Source organism: Kribbella sp. NPDC023855 (assembly GCF_040639475.1).
In the GTDB taxonomy this organism is placed as follows: Bacteria; Actinomycetota; Actinomycetes; order Propionibacteriales; family Kribbellaceae; genus Kribbella.
Genome location: NZ_JBFAAA010000003.1, coordinates 289,075 through 306,658, shown reverse-complemented (window position 1 = coordinate 306,658; position 17,584 = coordinate 289,075). Strand labels below are relative to the sequence as shown.

The 17,584-nt window shown below is 68.5% G+C and carries 18 protein-coding genes and 1 tRNA gene; 12 read left to right on the top strand and 7 right to left on the bottom strand.

Going from position 1 to position 17,584, the window contains the following annotated elements:
• Positions 1-7: 7 nt before the first annotated feature.
• On the top strand, positions 8-868 hold the full coding sequence (locus AB0F51_RS12205) for a phytanoyl-CoA dioxygenase family protein (RefSeq protein ID WP_360278071.1): 861 nt from the start codon (positions 8-10) through the stop codon (positions 866-868).
• Positions 869-874: 6 nt separating this feature from the next.
• Here the strand turns inward: AB0F51_RS12205 and AB0F51_RS12200 are convergent, their stop codons facing one another.
• Positions 875-1,633, bottom strand: a complete 759-nt coding sequence (locus tag AB0F51_RS12200; protein ID WP_360278069.1) for a hypothetical protein — start codon at positions 1,631-1,633, stop codon at positions 875-877.
• Between the two features lie 78 nt (positions 1,634-1,711).
• On the opposite strand from AB0F51_RS12200, the gene AB0F51_RS12195 reads away from it, so the two are divergent.
• Genes AB0F51_RS12195 through AB0F51_RS12185 form a run of 3 tightly spaced genes read left to right on the top strand, consistent with a single transcriptional unit; the run spans position 1,712 to position 3,575 of the window.
• On the top strand, positions 1,712-2,134 hold the full coding sequence (locus AB0F51_RS12195; RefSeq protein WP_360278066.1) for a MaoC family dehydratase N-terminal domain-containing protein: 423 nt from the start codon (positions 1,712-1,714) through the stop codon (positions 2,132-2,134).
• Positions 2,131-2,538: a MaoC family dehydratase gene (locus AB0F51_RS12190; RefSeq protein ID WP_360278063.1), complete on the top strand. Its 408-nt coding sequence runs from the start codon at positions 2,131-2,133 to the stop codon at positions 2,536-2,538. Before AB0F51_RS12195 ends, AB0F51_RS12190 begins: the two co-directional genes overlap by 4 nt.
• Positions 2,535-3,575, top strand: coding sequence for a UDP-N-acetylmuramate dehydrogenase (locus tag AB0F51_RS12185; protein ID WP_360278060.1), 1,041 nt, complete (start codon positions 2,535-2,537; stop codon positions 3,573-3,575). The genes AB0F51_RS12190 and AB0F51_RS12185 overlap by 4 nt, the downstream gene beginning before the upstream one ends.
• On the opposite strand, the gene AB0F51_RS12180 is transcribed toward AB0F51_RS12185, so the two are convergent.
• On the bottom strand, positions 3,572-4,912 hold the full coding sequence (locus AB0F51_RS12180) for a hypothetical protein (RefSeq protein WP_360278057.1): 1,341 nt from the start codon (positions 4,910-4,912) through the stop codon (positions 3,572-3,574). The two genes, AB0F51_RS12185 and AB0F51_RS12180, sit on opposite strands and share 4 nt — an antisense overlap.
• A 127-nt stretch (positions 4,913-5,039) precedes the next feature.
• On the opposite strand from AB0F51_RS12180, the gene AB0F51_RS12175 reads away from it, so the two are divergent.
• On the top strand, positions 5,040-5,540 hold the full coding sequence (locus AB0F51_RS12175) for a hypothetical protein (protein WP_360278054.1): 501 nt from the start codon (positions 5,040-5,042) through the stop codon (positions 5,538-5,540).
• Here the strand turns inward: AB0F51_RS12175 and AB0F51_RS12170 are convergent.
• The 3 genes from AB0F51_RS12170 to AB0F51_RS12160 form a co-directional block, all read right to left on the bottom strand.
• A complete protein-coding gene (locus tag AB0F51_RS12170; RefSeq protein WP_360278052.1) occupies positions 5,537-6,904 on the bottom strand; it encodes a TrpB-like pyridoxal phosphate-dependent enzyme in 1,368 nt (455 codons plus the stop codon). The genes AB0F51_RS12175 and AB0F51_RS12170 overlap by 4 nt on opposite strands.
• Before the next feature lie 97 nt (positions 6,905-7,001).
• Positions 7,002-8,054, bottom strand: coding sequence for an adenosine deaminase (locus AB0F51_RS12165; RefSeq protein ID WP_360278049.1), 1,053 nt, complete (start codon positions 8,052-8,054; stop codon positions 7,002-7,004).
• A 94-nt stretch (positions 8,055-8,148) separates the two neighbouring features.
• On the bottom strand, positions 8,149-9,342 hold the full coding sequence (locus AB0F51_RS12160) for a pyridoxal phosphate-dependent aminotransferase (RefSeq protein WP_360278047.1): 1,194 nt from the start codon (positions 9,340-9,342) through the stop codon (positions 8,149-8,151).
• A 352-nt stretch (positions 9,343-9,694) separates the two neighbouring features.
• Here AB0F51_RS12160 and AB0F51_RS12155 point away from each other — a divergent pair.
• The 5 genes from AB0F51_RS12155 to rplA all read left to right on the top strand — a co-directional run bounded on the left by AB0F51_RS12155 (position 9,695) and on the right by rplA (position 12,475).
• Positions 9,695-9,767, top strand: a tRNA-Trp gene (locus tag AB0F51_RS12155).
• Between the two features lie 55 nt (positions 9,768-9,822).
• Positions 9,823-10,065, top strand: a complete 243-nt coding sequence (gene secE, locus AB0F51_RS12150) for a preprotein translocase subunit SecE (RefSeq protein WP_360278044.1) — start codon at positions 9,823-9,825, stop codon at positions 10,063-10,065.
• 58 nt (positions 10,066-10,123) lie between these two features.
• A complete protein-coding gene (gene nusG / locus AB0F51_RS12145; protein ID WP_360278041.1) occupies positions 10,124-11,200 on the top strand; it encodes a transcription termination/antitermination protein NusG in 1,077 nt (358 codons plus the stop codon).
• A 12-nt stretch (positions 11,201-11,212) separates the two neighbouring features.
• Positions 11,213-11,644, top strand: a complete 432-nt coding sequence (gene rplK / locus AB0F51_RS12140; RefSeq protein ID WP_020388147.1) for a 50S ribosomal protein L11 — start codon at positions 11,213-11,215, stop codon at positions 11,642-11,644.
• A gap of 108 nt (positions 11,645-11,752) precedes the next feature.
• A complete protein-coding gene (gene rplA / locus AB0F51_RS12135; protein ID WP_360278037.1) occupies positions 11,753-12,475 on the top strand; it encodes a 50S ribosomal protein L1 in 723 nt (240 codons plus the stop codon).
• Positions 12,476-13,151: 676 nt separating this feature from the next.
• Here rplA and AB0F51_RS12130 read toward each other — a convergent pair.
• A complete protein-coding gene (locus tag AB0F51_RS12130; RefSeq protein ID WP_360278035.1) occupies positions 13,152-13,967 on the bottom strand; it encodes an acyl-CoA thioester hydrolase/BAAT C-terminal domain-containing protein in 816 nt (271 codons plus the stop codon).
• A 145-nt stretch (positions 13,968-14,112) separates the two neighbouring features.
• Between AB0F51_RS12130 and AB0F51_RS12125 the strand changes: the two genes are divergently transcribed.
• On the top strand, positions 14,113-14,472 hold the full coding sequence (locus AB0F51_RS12125) for a VOC family protein (protein WP_360278033.1): 360 nt from the start codon (positions 14,113-14,115) through the stop codon (positions 14,470-14,472).
• A gap of 195 nt (positions 14,473-14,667) precedes the next feature.
• On the opposite strand, the gene AB0F51_RS12120 is transcribed toward AB0F51_RS12125, so the two are convergent.
• Complete coding sequence (locus AB0F51_RS12120; protein WP_360279713.1) at positions 14,668-14,919, bottom strand: YfbU family protein; 252 nt, start codon at positions 14,917-14,919, stop codon at positions 14,668-14,670.
• A gap of 151 nt (positions 14,920-15,070) precedes the next feature.
• Here AB0F51_RS12120 and hrpB point away from each other — a divergent pair, with 151 nt between their 5' ends.
• Entirely contained in the window at positions 15,071-17,584 is a 2,514-nt protein-coding gene (hrpB, locus tag AB0F51_RS12115) for an ATP-dependent helicase HrpB (protein ID WP_360278031.1), read from the top strand.

The window sequence follows — 17,584 nt, the reverse complement described above, 5'->3', positions numbered from 1 at the left end:
GCAGTGGATGGGAAGCACGGGTGAGGCCGGGACGGTGGTCGAGCCGCTGACCGCGGCGAAGGTGGACGCGGCGAAGGAGCAGATTTACGGCGACGGCATCGTCGGGTTCAAGGGAGCGTTCAGCCGCGACTGGGTCCGCCGGCTCGGTGAGGACGTCGACATCGCGTTCCGGGAGGCGCGGGCGCGTCCCGGCGGGGCGGTGGGGCGCGGGCCGCAGCGGTACTACGTGGAGATCCATCCCGAGCAACTCCGCGGTTTCGCCGACCTGGCCGGGCATCCGTGGATCACCGCGGTCGCCGAGGCGGTGCTCGGTCCGCAGTACGAGATCGTCGAGGTCGGGTTCGACGTACCGCTGCCGGGGGCGGAGTACCAGCCGTGGCACCGCGACTTCCCGATGCCGGAGGAGACCCGGTCGGAGCGCCGGCTGACCTCGCTGGCGATCAACGTCACCACGGTCGACACGACGGACGAGATGGGGCCGTTCGAGATCGCGCCCGGGACGCAGTGGGACGACAGTGACGAGTTCGAGCACGGCATGTTCCCGCCGAAGGAGCACTACGACCGTTATCGGCAACGGGCTGTCCGCAAGTACCCGCAGATGGGTGACATCTCTATCCGCTCGGCGTTGACGATCCACCGCGGTACCAAGAACCGCTCGCAGTTGTCCCGGCCGGTGCTGGTCTTCGGCTTGGACGCTCCCGGGGCGGGTAACGCCGAAAGGCACGACCTGGCCGTCACCAAGGGCTACTGGGCGACGCTGCCGCAGTCGATCCGGGACCACCTGCACTGCCCGATCGTGGACGAACTGATCCCGATCAACCAGAAGCACACGATCGAGGGTCTGGTGATGGGCGACGCCGAGAGCTGATGGCTCTCAGACGGTGAGGATCGGCCGGCCGCCTTCGTAGGCGATCAGCCGGTCCTCCCGCGGCGTCAGGCAGCAGGAGCCGCAGAGAGCGCCGCAGCCTTTCTCGCTCGTGTAATAGAGACAGCAGGTGTTGCGGAGGTAGACCAGCTTGCCGGCGGCCTCGGTGACCTCACCTAGGCGGGCTAGACCGCCTGGGGCTTTGGTGACGAAGGTCTGCCAGCGTTCGAGGAGGTACGACGGGGCTACCGCCTCCTCCTCGCGGGTGGCCGCGCAGAACGCCATCGCGCAACCTGCGGCGACTCCGCCATGCAGCTGCCGCAGGCCGGCGCGGGTGCGGCGGTGGAGCTCTGCCGAGAGGGGGAGCAGGTGCTGCGTCAGCACCACGTCGTACAGGGTCGGCAGGCCGCCGGGGAGGAAGCGGGCGGAGCGGATCGCGATTGAGGCGAGTCCGTGGCCGTCATGGGGTTTCACCCACAGGTTGGCCGGGCGGATGTCGAGGACGCGGCCTTCGAGGGCCCAGAGGAGCAGTGCGGTGGCGGGCGCGCGGCCGGCGTAGAACGACATCAGGCTCAGCGCGTTCGCGTGGGCCGAGACGTGGTCGCTTGCCTCGTGGTCGCGTTTGAGCAACTCGGTCAGCTCCGGGCCGTCCGGTTCGAGCAGCCGGTCGACCCGCAGCCAGTCGGCCCCGGTGGGCTCCCCGATCTCCAGCCCGTACCTCGGGGCGAAGCGAGCCAAGGCGGCTATCCCCGCACGTCCTGCCGTCACACGTCCAACCTTTCCATCTCTCGGGAAGGAGTGGGTGGCGGCACTCGGCCTCCAAGTCTGCCAGTAGGGTTACTCGATATGACGATCGACGCCACGATGGTCGGCCGGAGCTATGCGGCCGCCGAGTCCTATCAGGTCGGCCGGGAGAAGATCCGGGAGTTCGCCGACGCGATCGGTGACCCCAACCCGGCGTACCGGGGCGACGACGCGGTCGCGCCGCCGACCTTCGCGTTCATGGTCGCCAACTCGGCGCTGATCGAGCTGCTCGGCGACGCTGACCTCGGGCTGCGGCTGGACCGGATCGTGCACGGCGCGCAGAAGTTCAGCTACACCCGCCCGATCAAGGCCGGCGACGAGATCGCCGCGACCGCCACCATCACCACCGTGCGCAAGGCCGGTGACGTCGAGGTGATCATGTACGAGACCGCGCTGACCACCGTCGACGGCGACCCGATCGCCACCTCCGCGTCGACGATCTCTCACAACCGGGCGGATGCATGAGGACCGTCGAGGTTGGTACCGAGCTGCCCGCGCTGACCGTCACCCTGCGGCGCGAGGACCTCGTCCGGTACGCCGGTGCGAGTGGCGATTTCAACCCGATCCACTGGAGCGACCGGATGGCGGCCGCCCTCGGGCTGCCCGGCGTGATTGCACACGGCATGCTCACGATGGCCAGCGCGGCTCGCGTGGTCACCGACTGGCTGGACGACCCGGCAGACCTGGTCGAGTACGGCGTGCGATTCACCAAGCCGGTCGTCGTACCGGATGACGACAAGGGTGCCACCGTGACCTTCTCGGCGAAGGTCGACAAGGTCACCGACGGGCTGGCCGAGATCGACATCACCGCGCTGGCCGGCGAGGAAAAGGTGCTCGGCCGCGCCCGGGCGGTCGTGCGCGTCTCGTGAGCACTCCTGCTGTCTCCGAGGACATCCGGCTGGCCAACTTCACCACGCTGAGGATCGGCGGCCCGGCCGACCGCCTGGTCGAGGTCACCACCGAACAGGACCTGATCGACGCGATCCGCGAGGCCGACGCGGCCGCCCAGCCGGTGCTGCTGCTGTCCGGCGGCAGCAACATGGTGATCGGCGACGAGGGTTTCCGCGGCACGGTGATCAAGGTCGCCACCCGCGGGATCCGGCCCGACGCGGACGCGTGCTCCGGTGCGATGGTCCACGTCCAGGCCGGCGAGGACTGGGACGCGGTCGTCCAGCACGCGATCGCTGAGGAGTGGAGCGGCCTGGAGTCCATGTCCGGCATCCCCGGGCTCGCAGGCTCGACGCCGGTCCAGAATGTCGGCGCCTACGGGCACGAGGTGGCCGAGACGATCGCCTCGGTGCGGGTCTGGGACCGGGTCGACAACGCAGTACGGACGATCTTCGCCGCGGACTGTGGCTTCTCCTACCGCAGCTCACGCTTCAAGGAAGACCCCAGCCGGTACGCCGTCCTGGAGGTCGCCTTCCAGTTGCCACTCGGCGACCTGTCGGCCCCGATCGGGTACGCCGAGCTGGCCCGGGTGCTCGATGTCGAGCCGGGGTCCCGCGCCCCGATGACCGAGGTGCGCGAAGCCGTGCTCGGGTTGCGCCGGAGCAAGGGCATGGTGCTGGACGAGGCCGACCACGACACCTGGAGCGCCGGGTCGTTCTTCACCAATCCCCTGCTCGACACCGCGGCCGAAGTACCGGCCGGTGCGCCGCAGTGGCCGCAGCCGGACGGGCGGGTGAAGACCAGCGCGGCCTGGCTGATCGAGCACGCGGGAGTCGCCAAGGGGTTCGCGATCGGCGACGCCGCGGTCTCCAGCAAGCACACGCTCGCCCTCACCAACCGCGGCAACGCCAGTTCGAAGGAACTTCTGGCGCTGGCGACCCACGTCCGCAACCAGGTCCAGCACGCCTTCGGCATCACCCTCGTCAACGAGCCCGTCCTGGTGAACTGCAGCCTCTAGGCGTTGACCTTGCTGGTTGCCTGTTCCAGTGGGTCTCGGATGGTGGCCGGGAAGCGGACGAACTCGCGGATCGCCTGCTGCAGCACCTGCGCCTTGGGGTCCTCGGCGTACTGCGTCGTCCGGGTCAGCGCGGCCACCTCACTGACCCGGTGGATCAACGGCCGCATCCGGTACTCCGTTTTGGTGGCGAGCACCGGCGTCAGGCACTCCCTGGCGCCGTCGAGCTCGCCCAGCAGGAGATGCGCCTTCACCTGCTGCAACCGGACCATCCGCTCGGAACCCGGGTTGCGCACCGCATGCGGCGCCTGCTCGAACAGGCTGACACTGCGATCGGCGTGCTCCAGCGTCAGCCGTGGCTCACCGAGTGCCAGGTGGGTGTCCGACCAGAGGCCGGCGGCACGTTCCGGCGTACAGAGGAAGACGCCGCCGACTTCGGGGACGGCGCTGTCGGGTGTGGTGCGTTGGGCCTGGTCGAGCGCTTCCCGTGCCTCGTCGGTCCGGCCTGCCCGGGCCAGATCGAGGGCCGCGGCGGAGGCCAGGAACAGTGCGGAGCTGCCGGCGGCGTACTGGAGTCCGTCCTGGGCGAACTCGGCCGCATGCTCCACATCGTCCTGCCAGAACGCCACCGTGTGCTGAGTGGCCCGGACCCAGGCGCGGAGCTCGTTGTAGCCGGAGGCGTCGGCACACGCCCATGCCGTCCGGGTATGGCTCTCGGCGACGTCCGGGCGGCCCAGGTCCACCGACATCCAGCCGAGCAGGGTGAGGGCCCAGCCGGCGGCGGCGTACAGGTCTCGGGTCTGTTGGGGTGGTTGGCGGCCGGACAGCAGCCGGAAGGCTCGGTCCCGGATGGCGACGCTGCGCTGGAACAGGGGTTTGGTGGGCACCTTCAGGTAGTTCTGGGCGATCCGCTGGATGTCGGCGTGCAACTGCTCCACGGTGAGGCCGCCGACGTTCGACTCCTCGGCGAGTGCGAGCAGCGAGATCGACTCGTCGCCGGAGTCGATCAGCTCGTCCTCCATCCCGGCCATCGAGCAACTGCTCCCTTCCGGGCACAGCGGCCCGGGTCCGCCGGCCTGGGTGAAGCCCAGTTCGCTGTCGGTGGCAACGTTCAGCACCTGGCGGAGCCCCGATCGGTACGCCGCGCCCGGCCAGCGCACCGCGCCCCGTTCGAGCTTGGCGATGTAGTGCCCGTCCAGTTCGTACCTCGTGTCGGTGGTCGCCCAGAGCCAGGCGCAGACCGCCTCGGCAAGTTCCGCGCGGGACATGTGGGCACCCGGCGTACTGGGCGACGGAGTCCGTTCGCGGGCGGCTCGCAACAACTCGTTCGGCTCTGACATGGCGGTAACTGTAGGTGTCCGGACACGCTCCGCGATGCTCTTCAGGGCCGCTGTGGACCAGCTGCCCCAAGTTGCCCCGACATGCCCCGATTCCCTGCCCCGCTTGAGGGTCTGGCTAGGGTGAGGCATGCCCGAACCCGTCACCACTCTGCACGCCGAGCTGTCGTTGTTCGGCCGCGCGGAGGAGGCGTTCGCGTTGCTGGAGACCTTCCTCGAGGTCGCCCGGCCGAGGATCGGCTCGGCGGTGCTCGATCCGGTTCTGCTCGCGCTGCCGGACGAGATGACCGACGACCGCGCGGTCGTCCAGAGTCTCATCGATGCCGTCGACAACGAGCCGCCGCCGAAGCGACGGTTGCTGACGACCACCGAACGCGCGTACGACCTCGACGACGAGCAAGCCCGCTGGGACTTCACCCGGCTCGCCTATTGCTCGCCGCTGGCAACGGTGTGGAGCGAGGGGAGTCGCACGACGTACTTCGAGGCCTCGCGCGCCAGTGCGACGTACTGGTTGCCGGACAGCCTCAAGGCGCAGTACTTCGACGCCATCACCGCCAAGGGCTGGGCGATCCCCGCGGACTGGCTGTCAGCCGTCGCGAAGACCCCCAAGCCCTGGTGGCGACGGTTCTAGACAGCTGGTAGCCGCTCGAGGGCCGCGGCGACGGAGGCCTGCAGGTCGGCGTCGTCCCAGGCCTTGTCGGTCATCGCGCCGGACAGGTAGGCGTCGTACGCCGCCAGGTCGAGGTGACCGTGTCCGCACAGGGCCGTCAGGATCACCTTCTCCTCGCCGGACTCCTTGCAGCGTTGGGCTTCGTCGATCGCGGCGGCCAGCGCGTGGGTGGGTTCGGGCGCGGGCACGATGCCCTCGGAGCGGGCGAACAGCACGCCGGCCGCGAAACACTCCGACTGCGCCTTGGCGATCGCCTCGATCTCGCCCGTCTCGTAGAGGTGGCTGATCAGCGGGCTCATCCCGTGGTACCGCAGACCGCCGGCGTGGATCGGGTCCGGGACGAAGTCGTGGCCGAGCGTGTGCATCTTCATCAACGGCGTCATCCCGATCGTGTCGCCGAAGTCGTAGGCGTAGGTGCCCTGCGTCAGCGTCGGGCAGGCCTGCGGCTCCACCGCGCGCACGACGGGTGACATCCGGCCCGCCCACTTCTCCCGCAGGAAGGGGAAGGCGAGGCCGCCGAAGTTCGAGCCGCCGCCGGTGCAGCCGACCAGGACGTCCGGGGTCTCGCCGACCATCGCGAGCTGGATCAGCGCCTCCTCGCCGATGATCGTCTGGTGCAGCAGCACGTGGTTGAGCACGCTGCCGAGCGCGTAGTGAACGTCCGGATCCTGCACCGCCATCTCGACCGCTTCACTGATCGCGATGCCGAGCGAGCCGGTGGAGTCTGGGTTCTCGGCAAGGATCTGCCGGCCGGCTGCGGTGAGGTCAGACGGGCTCGGGTGCACGGTCGCGCCGAAGACCTCCATCATCGTCCGCCGGTAGGGCTTCTGGTCGTACGACGCCCGCACCTGCCAGACCTCACACTCCAGCCCGTACTGCGCGCACGCGAACGCGAGCGCCGTGCCCCACTGACCGGCACCTGTCTCGGTGGTCAGCTTCCGCACGCCGGACTTCGCGTTGTAGTACGCCTGCGGTACTGCGGTGTTCGGCTTGTGCGACCCAGCGGGGGAGACACCTTCGTACTTGTAGTAGATCCGGGCCGGCGTATCGAGCGCCTTCTCCAGCCGATGCGCCCGGTAGAGCGGACTTGGCCGCCACAGCCGGTAGACGTCGAGCACCTCGCCAGGAATGTCGATGTACTGCTCCTGCGAGACCTCTTGCATGATCAGGTCCATCGGAAACAGCGGAGCCAGATCATCCGGCCCCACCGGCTGTCCCGTGCCGGGATGCAGCACCGGCGGCGGTGGCGTCGGCAGATCGTGCAGCACGTTGTACCAGCGGGTCGGCAGCTCGTCCTCAGGCAACAGGATCTTCGTCGGCATCATGTCGCAAAGTTAGGCCCGCGCCCAGCCTGCCGCAATGCCCTCCAGGTGCACCTGACAAGCACTTCTTGTGCACTGGCCAGGCTGCGGTCGTCGAGGGTTAGGCCGGCACCGGCGCGGCGGTGATGGACGGCTCGCTCACTCCGAGCCAGTCGTCGATCTCGCCGAGCAAGGTCTTCTGGACGTCGGGTGGTGCGGTCGACGCGAGGACGGAGCCTCGGGCCAGGCCGGCCAGTTCTTCGTCGGTGAAGCCGTGCACGCTTCGAGCTGTCTCGTACTGCTCTGCGAGCCGGGAACCGAACAGCAACGGGTCGTCGGCGCCCAGTGCGATCTTCGCGCCCGCTTCGTACAGCTGGCGCAACGGCACGTCCTCCGGCCGGCGGTAGACGCCCAGCGACACGTTGGAGGCCGGGCAGACCTCCAGCGCGACTCCGGCGTCGACAACGCGCTTCAGCAGGTCCGGATCTTCGACCGAACGCACCCCATGCCCGATCCGCCCGGCACCAAGCTCGTCGAGACAGGTCCGCACCGTTGCAGGACCACAGAGCTCACCCCCATGCGGTACTGCGAGAAGCCCCGCCTGTCGCGCGATCCGGAAAGCGGCGGCGAACTCGGACGTAGTACCGCGTCGCTCGTCGTTGGACAGGCCGAACCCGACCACCCCGCGCCCGACGTACTGCGCTGCCAGCCGGGCCAGCGTCCTCGCGTCGAGCGGGTGTCTGGTGCGGTTGGCCGCGATCACCACCTGGACGGCGATCCCGGTGCTCGCGGCGGCGTCCCGCGCTGCGTCGAGGACCAGATCGGTGAACTCGGTGATGCCGCGGAAGCGGCTGGCGTAGCCGGACGGGTCGACCTGGATCTCGAGCCAGCGGGAGCCGTCCGCGCGATCGTCCTCGGCGGCCTCGCGGACCAGGCGGCGGACGTCGTCCTCGGTACGCAGTACGGACCGGGCGACGTCGTACAGGCGCTGGAAGCGGAACCAGCCGCGCTCGTCGGCGGCGGACAGGTCAGGCGGCCACTCGGTGCGCAGCGCGTCCGGGAGCCGGACCCCGTGCTTGTCGGCCAGCTCGACCAGGGTGAGGTGCCGCATCGACCCGGAGAAGTGCAGGTGCAGGTGGGTCTTGGGCAGCAGCCGCAGGTCCCGATCCGTCATTACAGAAGGTTACCGACAGACCGCCCGGGAGTGGAAACCGGGCGGTCTGCCGATGGGGTCTTGCGGCCGAGCTGAGGCTCGGCAGGCGGGCCGGTCAGCTCAGCAGCTTGGCGATCCGGGAGACGCCCTCGGTCAGGTCGGCGTCGCCCAGGGCGTAGGACAGCCGCAGGTAGCCGGGAGCGCCGAACGCCTCACCCGGTACGACGGCGACCTCGGCCTCGTCGAGGATGATCGCGGCCAGCTCGGCCGAGGTGTTCGCGACCTTGCCGTTGATCTCCTTGCCGAACACACCCTTCACCGACGGGTACGCGTAGAACGCGCCGGTCGGCTCCGGGCACTCGACACCCGGGATGTCGTTCAGCATCTGGACCATCGTCTTGCGGCGCCGGTCGAAGGCCACCTTCATCTCGTCGACCGCGCTCAGGTCACCGGTCAGGGCGGCGATCGCGGCGCGCTGGGCCACGTTGCAGACGTTGGAGGTCTGGTGCGACTGCAGGTTGGTGGCGGCCTTGATGACGTCCTTCGGGCCGATCATCCAGCCGACCCGCCAGCCGGTCATCGCGTACGTCTTGGCCACACCGTTCAGGACGACGGTCTGGCCGGCCAGCTCCGGTACGACGACCGGCAGCGAGGTCGACTTGGTGTCGCCGTAGGTGAGGTGCTCGTAGATCTCGTCGGTGATCACCCAGATGCCGTGCTCCAGCGCCCAGCGGCCGATCGCCTCGACCGCCTCCGGGGTGTCCACCGCGCCGGTCGGGTTGGACGGCGAGCAGAACAGCAGCGCCTTGGTCTTCTCGGTCCGGGCCGCCTCGAGCTGCTCGACGGTGACCAGGTAGTTCTGGCTCTCGTCGGCCAGCACCTCGACCGGCACGCCGCCGGCCAGCTGGATCGCCTCCGGGTAGGTGGTCCAGTACGGCGCCGGCAGCAGCACCTCGTCGCCCGGGTCGAGCAGCGTCGCGAACGTGTTGTAGACCGCGTGCTTGCCGCCGTTGGTGACGAGCACCTGGCTCGCCTCGATCTCGTACCCCGAATCCCGCTTCGTCTTCTCGACGATGGCCTGCTTCAGCTCCGGCAGACCGCCCGCCGGGCTGTAGCGGTGGTTCTTCGGATCGCGGGCCGCCGCGACGGCGGCCTCGACGATGTAGTCGGGGGTCGGGAAGTCCGGCTCACCGGCGCCGAAGCCGATCACCGGGCGCCCGGCCGCCTTCAGGGCCTTCGCCTTCGCGTCGACAGCGAGGGTGGCCGATTCACTGATTGCACCGATACGTGCGGAGATGCGGGAGACCATGGCTCCCATCCTGGCACTGCTCACCCGGCGCTGACATCTCGGTATCGCCTGGTGACCGGAACGCCGCCCGAAACGCCCGCCGAACGCAGGACCGCGACCGTGGCCGGGCGGCGGCCGGAACTGTGGACCGGCCCCCCGCGTTGGCAGCTGCGTGGAGACGGTAAGGTTCTGCCCGCAGTACGACGTCCGGCCGGAGGCCCACGGGAGTTCGGCGCCGTGGCGGGGACCGGGAGCACCCTGGGGCTCAGTTCGACCAGGTGGCCCTGACCCCGTACACTCTTCTAGTCCGGGCGTAGATGGCCCTGACTCGGCATGCCCGAGATCAGGTCCAGCGGCGTCTGGAACTTTGCAGAGGGCACTAGCTCAACTGGCAGAGCATCGGTCTCCAAAACCGAAGGTTGGGGGTTCAAGTCCCTCGTGCCCTGCAAATCCTGACCGGCACCACGCCGGCCAGGCCGCCGCTAGCGAAAGAGGTAGGTCGTGACGGAGACGCGCACGCCGGCACCGTCCGGCGCCGGCAAGCCTGCGGACAGCAAGTCGGGAAACCGCCTGCTGCGCTTCTACCGCCAGGTGGTCGCCGAGCTCCGCAAGGTGGTCTGGCCGACCCGCAAGCAGCTGTCCACCTACTTCGTGGTCGTGCTGACCTTCGTGGTGTTCGTCATCGCGATCGTTTCGGTGCTCGACCTCGCCTTCGGCTGGGCGATGTTCAAGATCTTCGGCTGACGCTCCAGCCGATCGAACCACCAGCCGGAGCCCACCGGTTCCACCACCCGATGCACAGATGACGGAGTACAACGTGTCCGACCAGCGCGACGACGAGGTCCTCGACGTGGAGGACGAGTTCGACGTATCCGCTGACTCCGACGACGACCTCGATCTCGACTTGGGTTTCGACGACTCCGACGACGATGACGATGACGACGACCTGTTCGCGGACCTCGAGGTCGAGGTCGACGCCGACGAGGACGACGTACCGGTGGCCGCCGACAGTGAGTACGTCGCCGACGACGACGCCGAGGAAGGCGCCGCGGACACCGACGACTCCGACGACGAGCCGGTGGTGGTGGTAGCCGCCGACGACTCCGACGACTCCGACGACGACGAGGTCGCCGCCGCGGACGACGTACAGGATGTCGTGGACGAGCCGGCCGTTGCCGACGAGGACTCCGACGAGGTCGTTTCCGACGACTCCGACGACGACGAAGCTGAGGCCGAGGAGGTCGAGCCGGCCGAGCCGGGCGACCCGCTGGAGGAGCTGCGCAGCACGCTGCGCTCCCAGATCGGCGACTGGTACGTGGTGCACACGTACTCAGGGATGGAGAACCGGGTCAAGGGCAACCTGGAGAACCGGATCAACTCCCTGAACATGGAGGACTACATCTTCGAGATCGTCGTGCCGACCGAAGAGGTCGCCGAGATCAAGAACGGGCAGCGCCGGATGGTGAAGCGCACCGTGCTTCCCGGCTACGTGCTGGTCCGGATGGACCTGACGGACGAGTCCTGGTCGACCGTGCGGCACACGCCGTCGGTGACCGGCTTCGTCGGGAACAGCCAGAAGCCCGTCCCGCTCAGCCTCGAAGAGGTCGAGAAGATGCTCGCCCCGGCCGTCGTGGCGGCGGCCGAGGCAGCGGCAGCCGAGACCGGCGCCGCCCCCACCAAGACCGCGGCCAAGAAGAAGGTCGAGGTCGCCGACTTCGGTGTGGGCGACTCGGTCATGGTCGTCGACGGGCCGTTCGCGACCCTGCACGCCACCATCACGGAGATCAATGCCGACGCCCAGCGGATCAAGGCGCTGGTGGAGATCTTCGGCCGGGAGACCCCGGTGGAACTCAGCTTCAGCCAGATCCAGAAAGTCTAAGGACCCGAGACAATGCCTCCCAAGAAGAAGATCGCTGCCCTCGTGAAGGTGCAGCTCCAGGCCGGCGCCGCGACCCCGGCCCCGCCGGTCGGTACCGCGCTCGGTCCGCACGGCGTCAACATCATGGAGTTCTGCAAGGCGTACAACGCCCAGACGGAGTCCATGCGCGGAAACGTCGTGCCGGTCGAGATCACCATCTACGAAGACCGCTCCTTCACGTTCATCACCAAGACGCCGCCGGCGCCGGAGATGATCAAGAAGGCCGCGGGCCTGCAGAAGGGTTCGGCCGTCCCGCAGAAGGACAAGGTCGGCAAGATCACCAAGGACCAGGTCCGCGAGATCGCCACCACCAAGATGCCGGACCTGAACGCCCGCGACATCGACGCCGCGATGAAGATCATCGAGGGCACCGCCCGTTCCATGGGCGTCACGATCGAGAAGTAGTACCTCTTTCCGGTTCACCTCGGTGAACCAGCAGGAGTGGAAGGGCGAGAAGTTCGCCCGTCATCACCACACCGGACGATGAGTAAGCGTCCGTACACAGGAGAAGAAATGGCACAGCGCAGCAAGAGCTACCGCGCGATCGCGGAAAAGATCGACTTCGACCACCTGTACTCCCCGCTCGAGGCGATCCGTTTCGCCAAGCAGGGTGCGACCGGCAAGAAGTTCAACTCGACCATCGACGTCGCGATGCGGCTCGGGGTCGACCCCCGCAAGGCCGACCAGATGGTCCGCGGCACCGTGAACCTTCCGCACGGCACCGGCAAGACGGCACGGGTCCTCGTCTTCGCCACCGGTGAGAAGGCCGAGGCCGCACTGGCCGCCGGCGCCGACTACGTCGGCGACGACGACATGATCAAGAAGGTCACCGACGGCTGGCTCGACTTCGACGCCGTCGTCGCCACCCCGGACATGATGGGCAAGGTCGGCCGGCTCGGTCGCGTCCTCGGCCCGCGTGGCCTGATGCCGAACCCGAAGACCGGAACGGTCACCCCGGACGTGACGAAGGCTGTCACCGACATCAAGGGCGGCAAGATCGAGTTCCGCGTCGACCGGCACGCGAACCTGCACTTCATCATCGGCAAGGTCTCCTTCGACGAGGCCCAGCTGGTGGAGAACTACAGCGCCGCACTGGAGGAGATTCTCCGGCTGAAGCCCTCCAGCTCCAAGGGCCGCTACATCAAGAAGACCGTCTTCTCGACGACGATGGGCCCCGGCGTTCAGGTAGACCCGAACGCCACCCGCAACCTGCTCGAGGAAAACGTCGAGGCCTGAGCCTCAGTTCTCTTCGTCCGAAAGGCCCCGGTCTGGTGACCGGGGTCTTTTGCGTACTCCGGGAAGTACCCCACGCCTCCCTCCGCTGCTCGCTCCTGCGTCGCTCGCTGCTTCGGGTGCTCCCGCCCGCCCTTTGCGAGTGCGGCGCGGGCTCCTGCGTCGCCTGCTTGGTGAAGGCGAGACGTGTCAGCCGACCTGCGTGGGCTAGCCGCGTGGGTTGACCCCACGGCGCCCTGCGCTGCTCGCTCCTCCGTCGTTCGCTGCTCCGGGTGCTCCCGCCCACCCCTCGGCGAGTGCGCGCGGGCTCCTGCGTCGCCTGCTTGGTGAAGGCGAGAGGTGTCAGCCGACCTGCGTGAGCTTGCCGCGTGGGTTGACCCCACGGCGCCCTGCGCTGCTCGCTCCTCCGTCGTTCGCTGCTCCGGGTGCTCCCGCCCACCCCTCGGCGAGTGCGCGCAGGCTCCTCCGTCGCCTGCTTGGTGAAAGCGAGCGGCGTGGAGGTGGTCGCTGCGTGACTGCGTGGGGTAGTGGGTGCTCGCGGCTCCTGCGTCGCCGCTTCGTGCAGGCGAGATGGGGTAGATGCTCGGAGTTCCTGCGTCGCTGTGCTTGGCGATGGCGATGGGTGGCGGCGGGGCTGCGCCTGCAGTCGGTGAAGGGCGCACCGGCGTGCAAGCTGAGGTCAGTGCAGATTCAGGGCTGTGCGGATCGCTGGCCAAGCGAGCTTTCCCAGGCGCTTCGCGGCGTCTGGGTTGCCTCCGACGAGGTAAGGGCGGGTTGGGTTTGCTGGGGTTTCTCCCGGGAGGGTGATGGGGTGGCCAGCTGCCGGGTCCTCGACTACGACTGTGTCCAGGCCGTGTGCCGTTCGGCTTGCTGCTATGGCGCGTGCGTGGGACACGCTTGGCCATACCTGGTCGTCGCCACCTGCGACCAAGACGAGGTCACCGCGGAAGTGTTCGATCGGGATTCGGGCGGCCTCGACGACCGCGGTGCCGGCCGCTTCCCGGCTGCGTAGGTAGTGCGAAGCAAACGCCGGTATCGGACCATCGGGGACCCAACTGCGGTCCAGTGGGACGAAAGGCAGTGGTTCGCCGTCCCAGGTCCACTTGCTTCGGGGTGGGTCGGCGTCGTCCTGGTGATGCCCTTCCCAGACCACGTCTGTTGGCGCCAACGCAACAACGGCAGCGATTCTGGGATCCCGTACCGCCGTGAGGAGTGCTGCTTCGGCGCCATAGGACAGTCCCATCACCGCGAGCCGATCGCAGTCGGCCGCCAGTAGGTCGAGTGCTTGGGTGAAGGTTTCGAGGGCCACCTCGCACGGCACCGTGGGTTGCCCGACGCCTCCGAACCAGCGCAACGCCAAGGCGGTGGCTCCTGCGGACGCCAGGACGTCCGCCCGGCCGCTGTCGAGCCGGCCGCTGGACCCGGCCAAGACCAGTACCCCGGTTCCGGTGCCTTCCCGAGGACGTGACCAGTGCAGGTCTACATCAGCGATCACAGGGCACCACGCATGCCCGAGACATTACAACGCAAGGGGCGGGGCCTAAAGCTCAGCAATTTTGGAGAAGGAGGTGCCGGGCCGGGGTGGGTACGGTGGTCGCGCCGCCCGGTCAGGTTCGAGGGGATGTCAGGGAGGAAGCACAGTGATCACTCACATCGGTGCCGCGGTGATGTATGTGGCGGATCAGGAAGCGTCGCGGGCGTTTTACGTCGACAAGCTTGGGTTTTCGGTCGTGCGGGACGAGGAGATGTGGCCGGGGGCGCGCTGGTTGGAGATTGCGCCTCCGGAAGGTCAGACGTCGATCGTCTTGTCGGCGGCGGAGGCTTTCGGTAAGAAGCCGGGGGGTGCGTACCTCACCTTTGCCTGTGATGACATCGAGGCCACGGTGGAGCAGTTGCGCGCTGCCGGTGCTGAGGTCACCGATCCGGTGGAGGAGCCCTGGGGGACCTACATCAAAGTCCTCGATCCCGACGGCAACGAAGTACAGGTTCATCGGAAGTGACCCTCAGCCGGCACGCGACGGGCTGCGTGCCGAAGGACAGGATGTAGTCGTCGCTCAGGTAGGGCGCTCAGGCGTGGTTTGACCCGGGCATACGGTGTTTCGCCGGTGCGCTACCTGTCGTTCGGCACACTTCCGGGGCTCGGGCAATCACGATTTCGCCCGTTCTCGCCCCGCCGTCCGAACTCACGCACTCGCTCAGTACCCGGCTCGTCGACTGGGGTGCAGTGCCGCTGCAGCCACCTGCCGCAGTTCGTCGGCGGTGAGCAGGTAGTCCGTGCGCCCACCGCGGCGAACGACGCCGCGCCAGATCGGTTCGTAGGCTTCGAGCATTCGTCGGTATGCCCCCAGCCGAGGCGAGTGCGAATTGCCCCGATCGTTCGCCCGCGAGAAAACGTCGGTGTGCTGTTGCCACTTCCCGTTGGACACGAGCCAACGGGCGTATTCCAGCAGCCGGCTTTCGAAGTGGTCGCTCAGGTAGGGCGCTCAGGCGTGGGTCGACCCGGGCGTACGGTGTTTCGCTGGTGCACTACCTGTCGTTCGGCACACCTTCTGCGTCCGGGGAGCACCAGCCCAGCACTGGTCGGTTAGCGTCGGGTTCGTGTTGCTTCCTGATCGGTCTGTGCTCGGTGCGGATCTGCCTGTCCGGGGAGCTCTGCCAGCTACCGTTGAGGCGGTGCGGTCGCGTGGGACGGCGATTCTCGTCGCGCCGCCTGGGTCGGGGAAGACCTCGCTGCTGCCGCTCGCGCTGGCCGATGCTCTCGACGGCACTGTCATCGTCGCGGAACCGCGCAGGATGGCGACCCGCGCTGCCGCAAGCCGGCTGGCTGCCCTGATCGGTGAACCGCTCGGCCGGCGGATCGGCTACGCGATGCGTGGCGAGCGCAGTGGCGGAAAGGACCTTCGGGTCGAGGTCGTGACAACAGGCCTCCTCGTACGGCGCCTGCAGCAGAACCCCGAACTCCCCGGCATCGCCGCAGTCGTGATCGACGAATGCCACGAGCGTCATCTCGATGCCGATCTTCTGCTCGCCTTCTGCGTCGACATCCGTGCGAACCTGCGCGACGACCTGGCCATCGTCGCGACCTCGGCAACTCCGGACACAGAAAAGCTGAGCCGCGCCCTCGCCACCGACGGCCCGGCGCCCGTCGTCACCGCGTCGGCTGCGAGGTTCGACGTCGCGATCGAGTGGGCGCCGCCGCCGGTCCCGGTGCCGTTGCTTCCCGGCGGCCGGGTCGATCCGCGGCTCCTGGATCACGTTGCCGCGGTGGTCCGGCGGGCACTGGCCGAGAACGACGGTGACATCCTCGTCTTCGTCCCCGGTGAGGCCGAGATCAACGGCGTGACGCGTCGGCTGGCTGGGGAGAACGTGCTGCCGTTGTTCGGTCGGCAGTCGCGGGCGGAGCAGGATCGTGCCTTGGCGCCGGGTGCCGAGCGGCGCATTGTGGTGACGACCTCCGTCGCGGAGAGTTCGCTGACTGTGCCTGGGGTCAGGGTGGTGGTCGATTCCGGTCTGGCCCGTGAGCCGCGGACCGATCAGTCCCGCGGTCTCGGTGCGTTGGTCAGTTGCCGGGTCTCGAAGTCGTCGGCCGAACAGCGGGCCGGCCGGGCGGGGCGGGAGGCGCCTGGTCGGGTCTATCGGTGCTGGTCTGCCACTGATCACGCGCATCTCGACGATCACCCGGCGCCGGAGATCGCTACCGCGGACCTGGCCTCCTTCGCGCTCGATCTCGCTGCCTGGGGTGCGCCTGGTGGTGACGGGCTTGCTCTGTTGGAGGCGCCGCCGGTCGTGTCGATGACTGCGGCGACCGAGCTTCTGCGCCGGCTGGACGCGATCGACGACGGCGGCCGGATCACTGCACGAGGACAGCGGATGGCGGCGGTCGGTGCGCATCCGCGGCTGGCTCGCGCGCTGCTGGACGGTACGCCGTGGGTCGGTGCCGAGCGAACCCGCGAGATCGTCGCGATGCTCTCGGACGACTCCACCCGCGACGGCGACGACCTCCCGGCGCGCTGGCGTGCCCTCCGCCGAGGCGACGATCGCGCCGCCACCAGCCGCTGGCGAGAAGAAACAAAACGCCTAGCCCGAGGGGTCGAGCAGCAGCCGCAGAACTCCGCCTCGGACGACGCAGTAGTTCCCGATGACCTGGCCGCCGGGATTGTGGTGGGGTTGGCTTATCCGGATCGGATTGCGCGGGCTCGTGGGGTCGACTCGGCGACGTATCAGATGTCTGGCGGTACCGGCGCGGCCCTCGATCCACACTCCCCACTGCGAAACCTGCAGTGGCTGGCGATCGCGGTCGCCGATCGAGCGCCGGGCCGCGCCGACGCCAGGATCCGCTCCGCCGCACCCATCGACGAGGCGACGGCTCGGGCAGTCGCCGGTGAGTTGGTGTCGTCCACCGATCAGATCCGCTGGGAAGACGGGCGTATCGTGACTCGCCGCGTCGAGGCGTTCGGTGCGATCGTGCTGAACGACGTACCGCTCGCCAAACCCGACCCGCTGCTCGTGCAGGCCGCCGTACGCGACGGGCTGCGTCGCGAAGGTCTCGCCGTACTGCGCTGGTCCGACGCCGCCCTCGCTCTTCGCACCCGGCTCGCGTTCTGCCATGCGCACCTCGGCGCACCCTGGCCGGCAGTCGACGATGCCGCCCTGCTTGCAAGCCTCGACGACTGGATCGGCCAAGAACTCGCGACGGTCCGTGGTGCGCGCGACCTCACCTGCATCGACGTGGCGTCCGCACTGCGACGGTTGCTGCCGTGGCCTGCTGCCACCCGGTTCGACGAGCTTGCGCCGGAGTCGCTTCCAGTGCCGTCCGGCTCACGGATACGGCTGATGTACGACGGGGCCGAGCCGCCGGTGCTGGCCGTGAAGCTGCAAGAAGTGTTCGGCTGGACCGCGACCCCGATGGTCGCCGACGGCCGCGTACCGGTGGTGCTTCAACTGCTCTCACCTGCGAGACGTCCGGTCGCGATCACCAGCGATTTGGCATCGTTCTGGATCCAGGGCTATCCGCAGGTCCGCGCCGAGCTGCGGGCCCGCTACCCACGTCATCCCTGGCCGGAAGACCCCCTGACGGCCGCCCCGACCAAACGAGTCAAACCCCGCCAGTAG

Excerpts from the sequence above, each read along its gene's own strand:
- AB0F51_RS12165 (WP_360278049.1), bottom strand. The coding sequence starts at position 8,054 with ATGACGGATCGGGACCTGCGGCTGCTGCCCAAGACCCACCTGCACCTG.
- AB0F51_RS12190 (WP_360278063.1), top strand. The coding sequence starts at position 2,131 with ATGAGGACCGTCGAGGTTGGTACCGAGCTGCCCGCGCTGACCGTCACC.
- AB0F51_RS12195 (WP_360278066.1), top strand. The coding sequence starts at position 1,712 with ATGACGATCGACGCCACGATGGTCGGCCGGAGCTATGCGGCCGCCGAG.
- AB0F51_RS12205 (WP_360278071.1), top strand. The coding sequence starts at position 8 with ATGGGAAGCACGGGTGAGGCCGGGACGGTGGTCGAGCCGCTGACCGCG.
- AB0F51_RS12170 (WP_360278052.1), bottom strand. The coding sequence starts at position 6,904 with ATGATGCCGACGAAGATCCTGTTGCCTGAGGACGAGCTGCCGACCCGC.
- AB0F51_RS12160 (WP_360278047.1), bottom strand. The coding sequence starts at position 9,342 with ATGGTCTCCCGCATCTCCGCACGTATCGGTGCAATCAGTGAATCGGCC.
- nusG (WP_360278041.1), top strand. The coding sequence starts at position 10,124 with ATGACGGAGTACAACGTGTCCGACCAGCGCGACGACGAGGTCCTCGAC.
- AB0F51_RS12175 (WP_360278054.1), top strand. The coding sequence starts at position 5,040 with ATGCCCGAACCCGTCACCACTCTGCACGCCGAGCTGTCGTTGTTCGGC.
- AB0F51_RS12180 (WP_360278057.1), bottom strand. The coding sequence starts at position 4,912 with ATGTCAGAGCCGAACGAGTTGTTGCGAGCCGCCCGCGAACGGACTCCG.
- rplK (WP_020388147.1), top strand. The coding sequence starts at position 11,213 with ATGCCTCCCAAGAAGAAGATCGCTGCCCTCGTGAAGGTGCAGCTCCAG.
- rplA (WP_360278037.1), top strand. The coding sequence starts at position 11,753 with ATGGCACAGCGCAGCAAGAGCTACCGCGCGATCGCGGAAAAGATCGAC.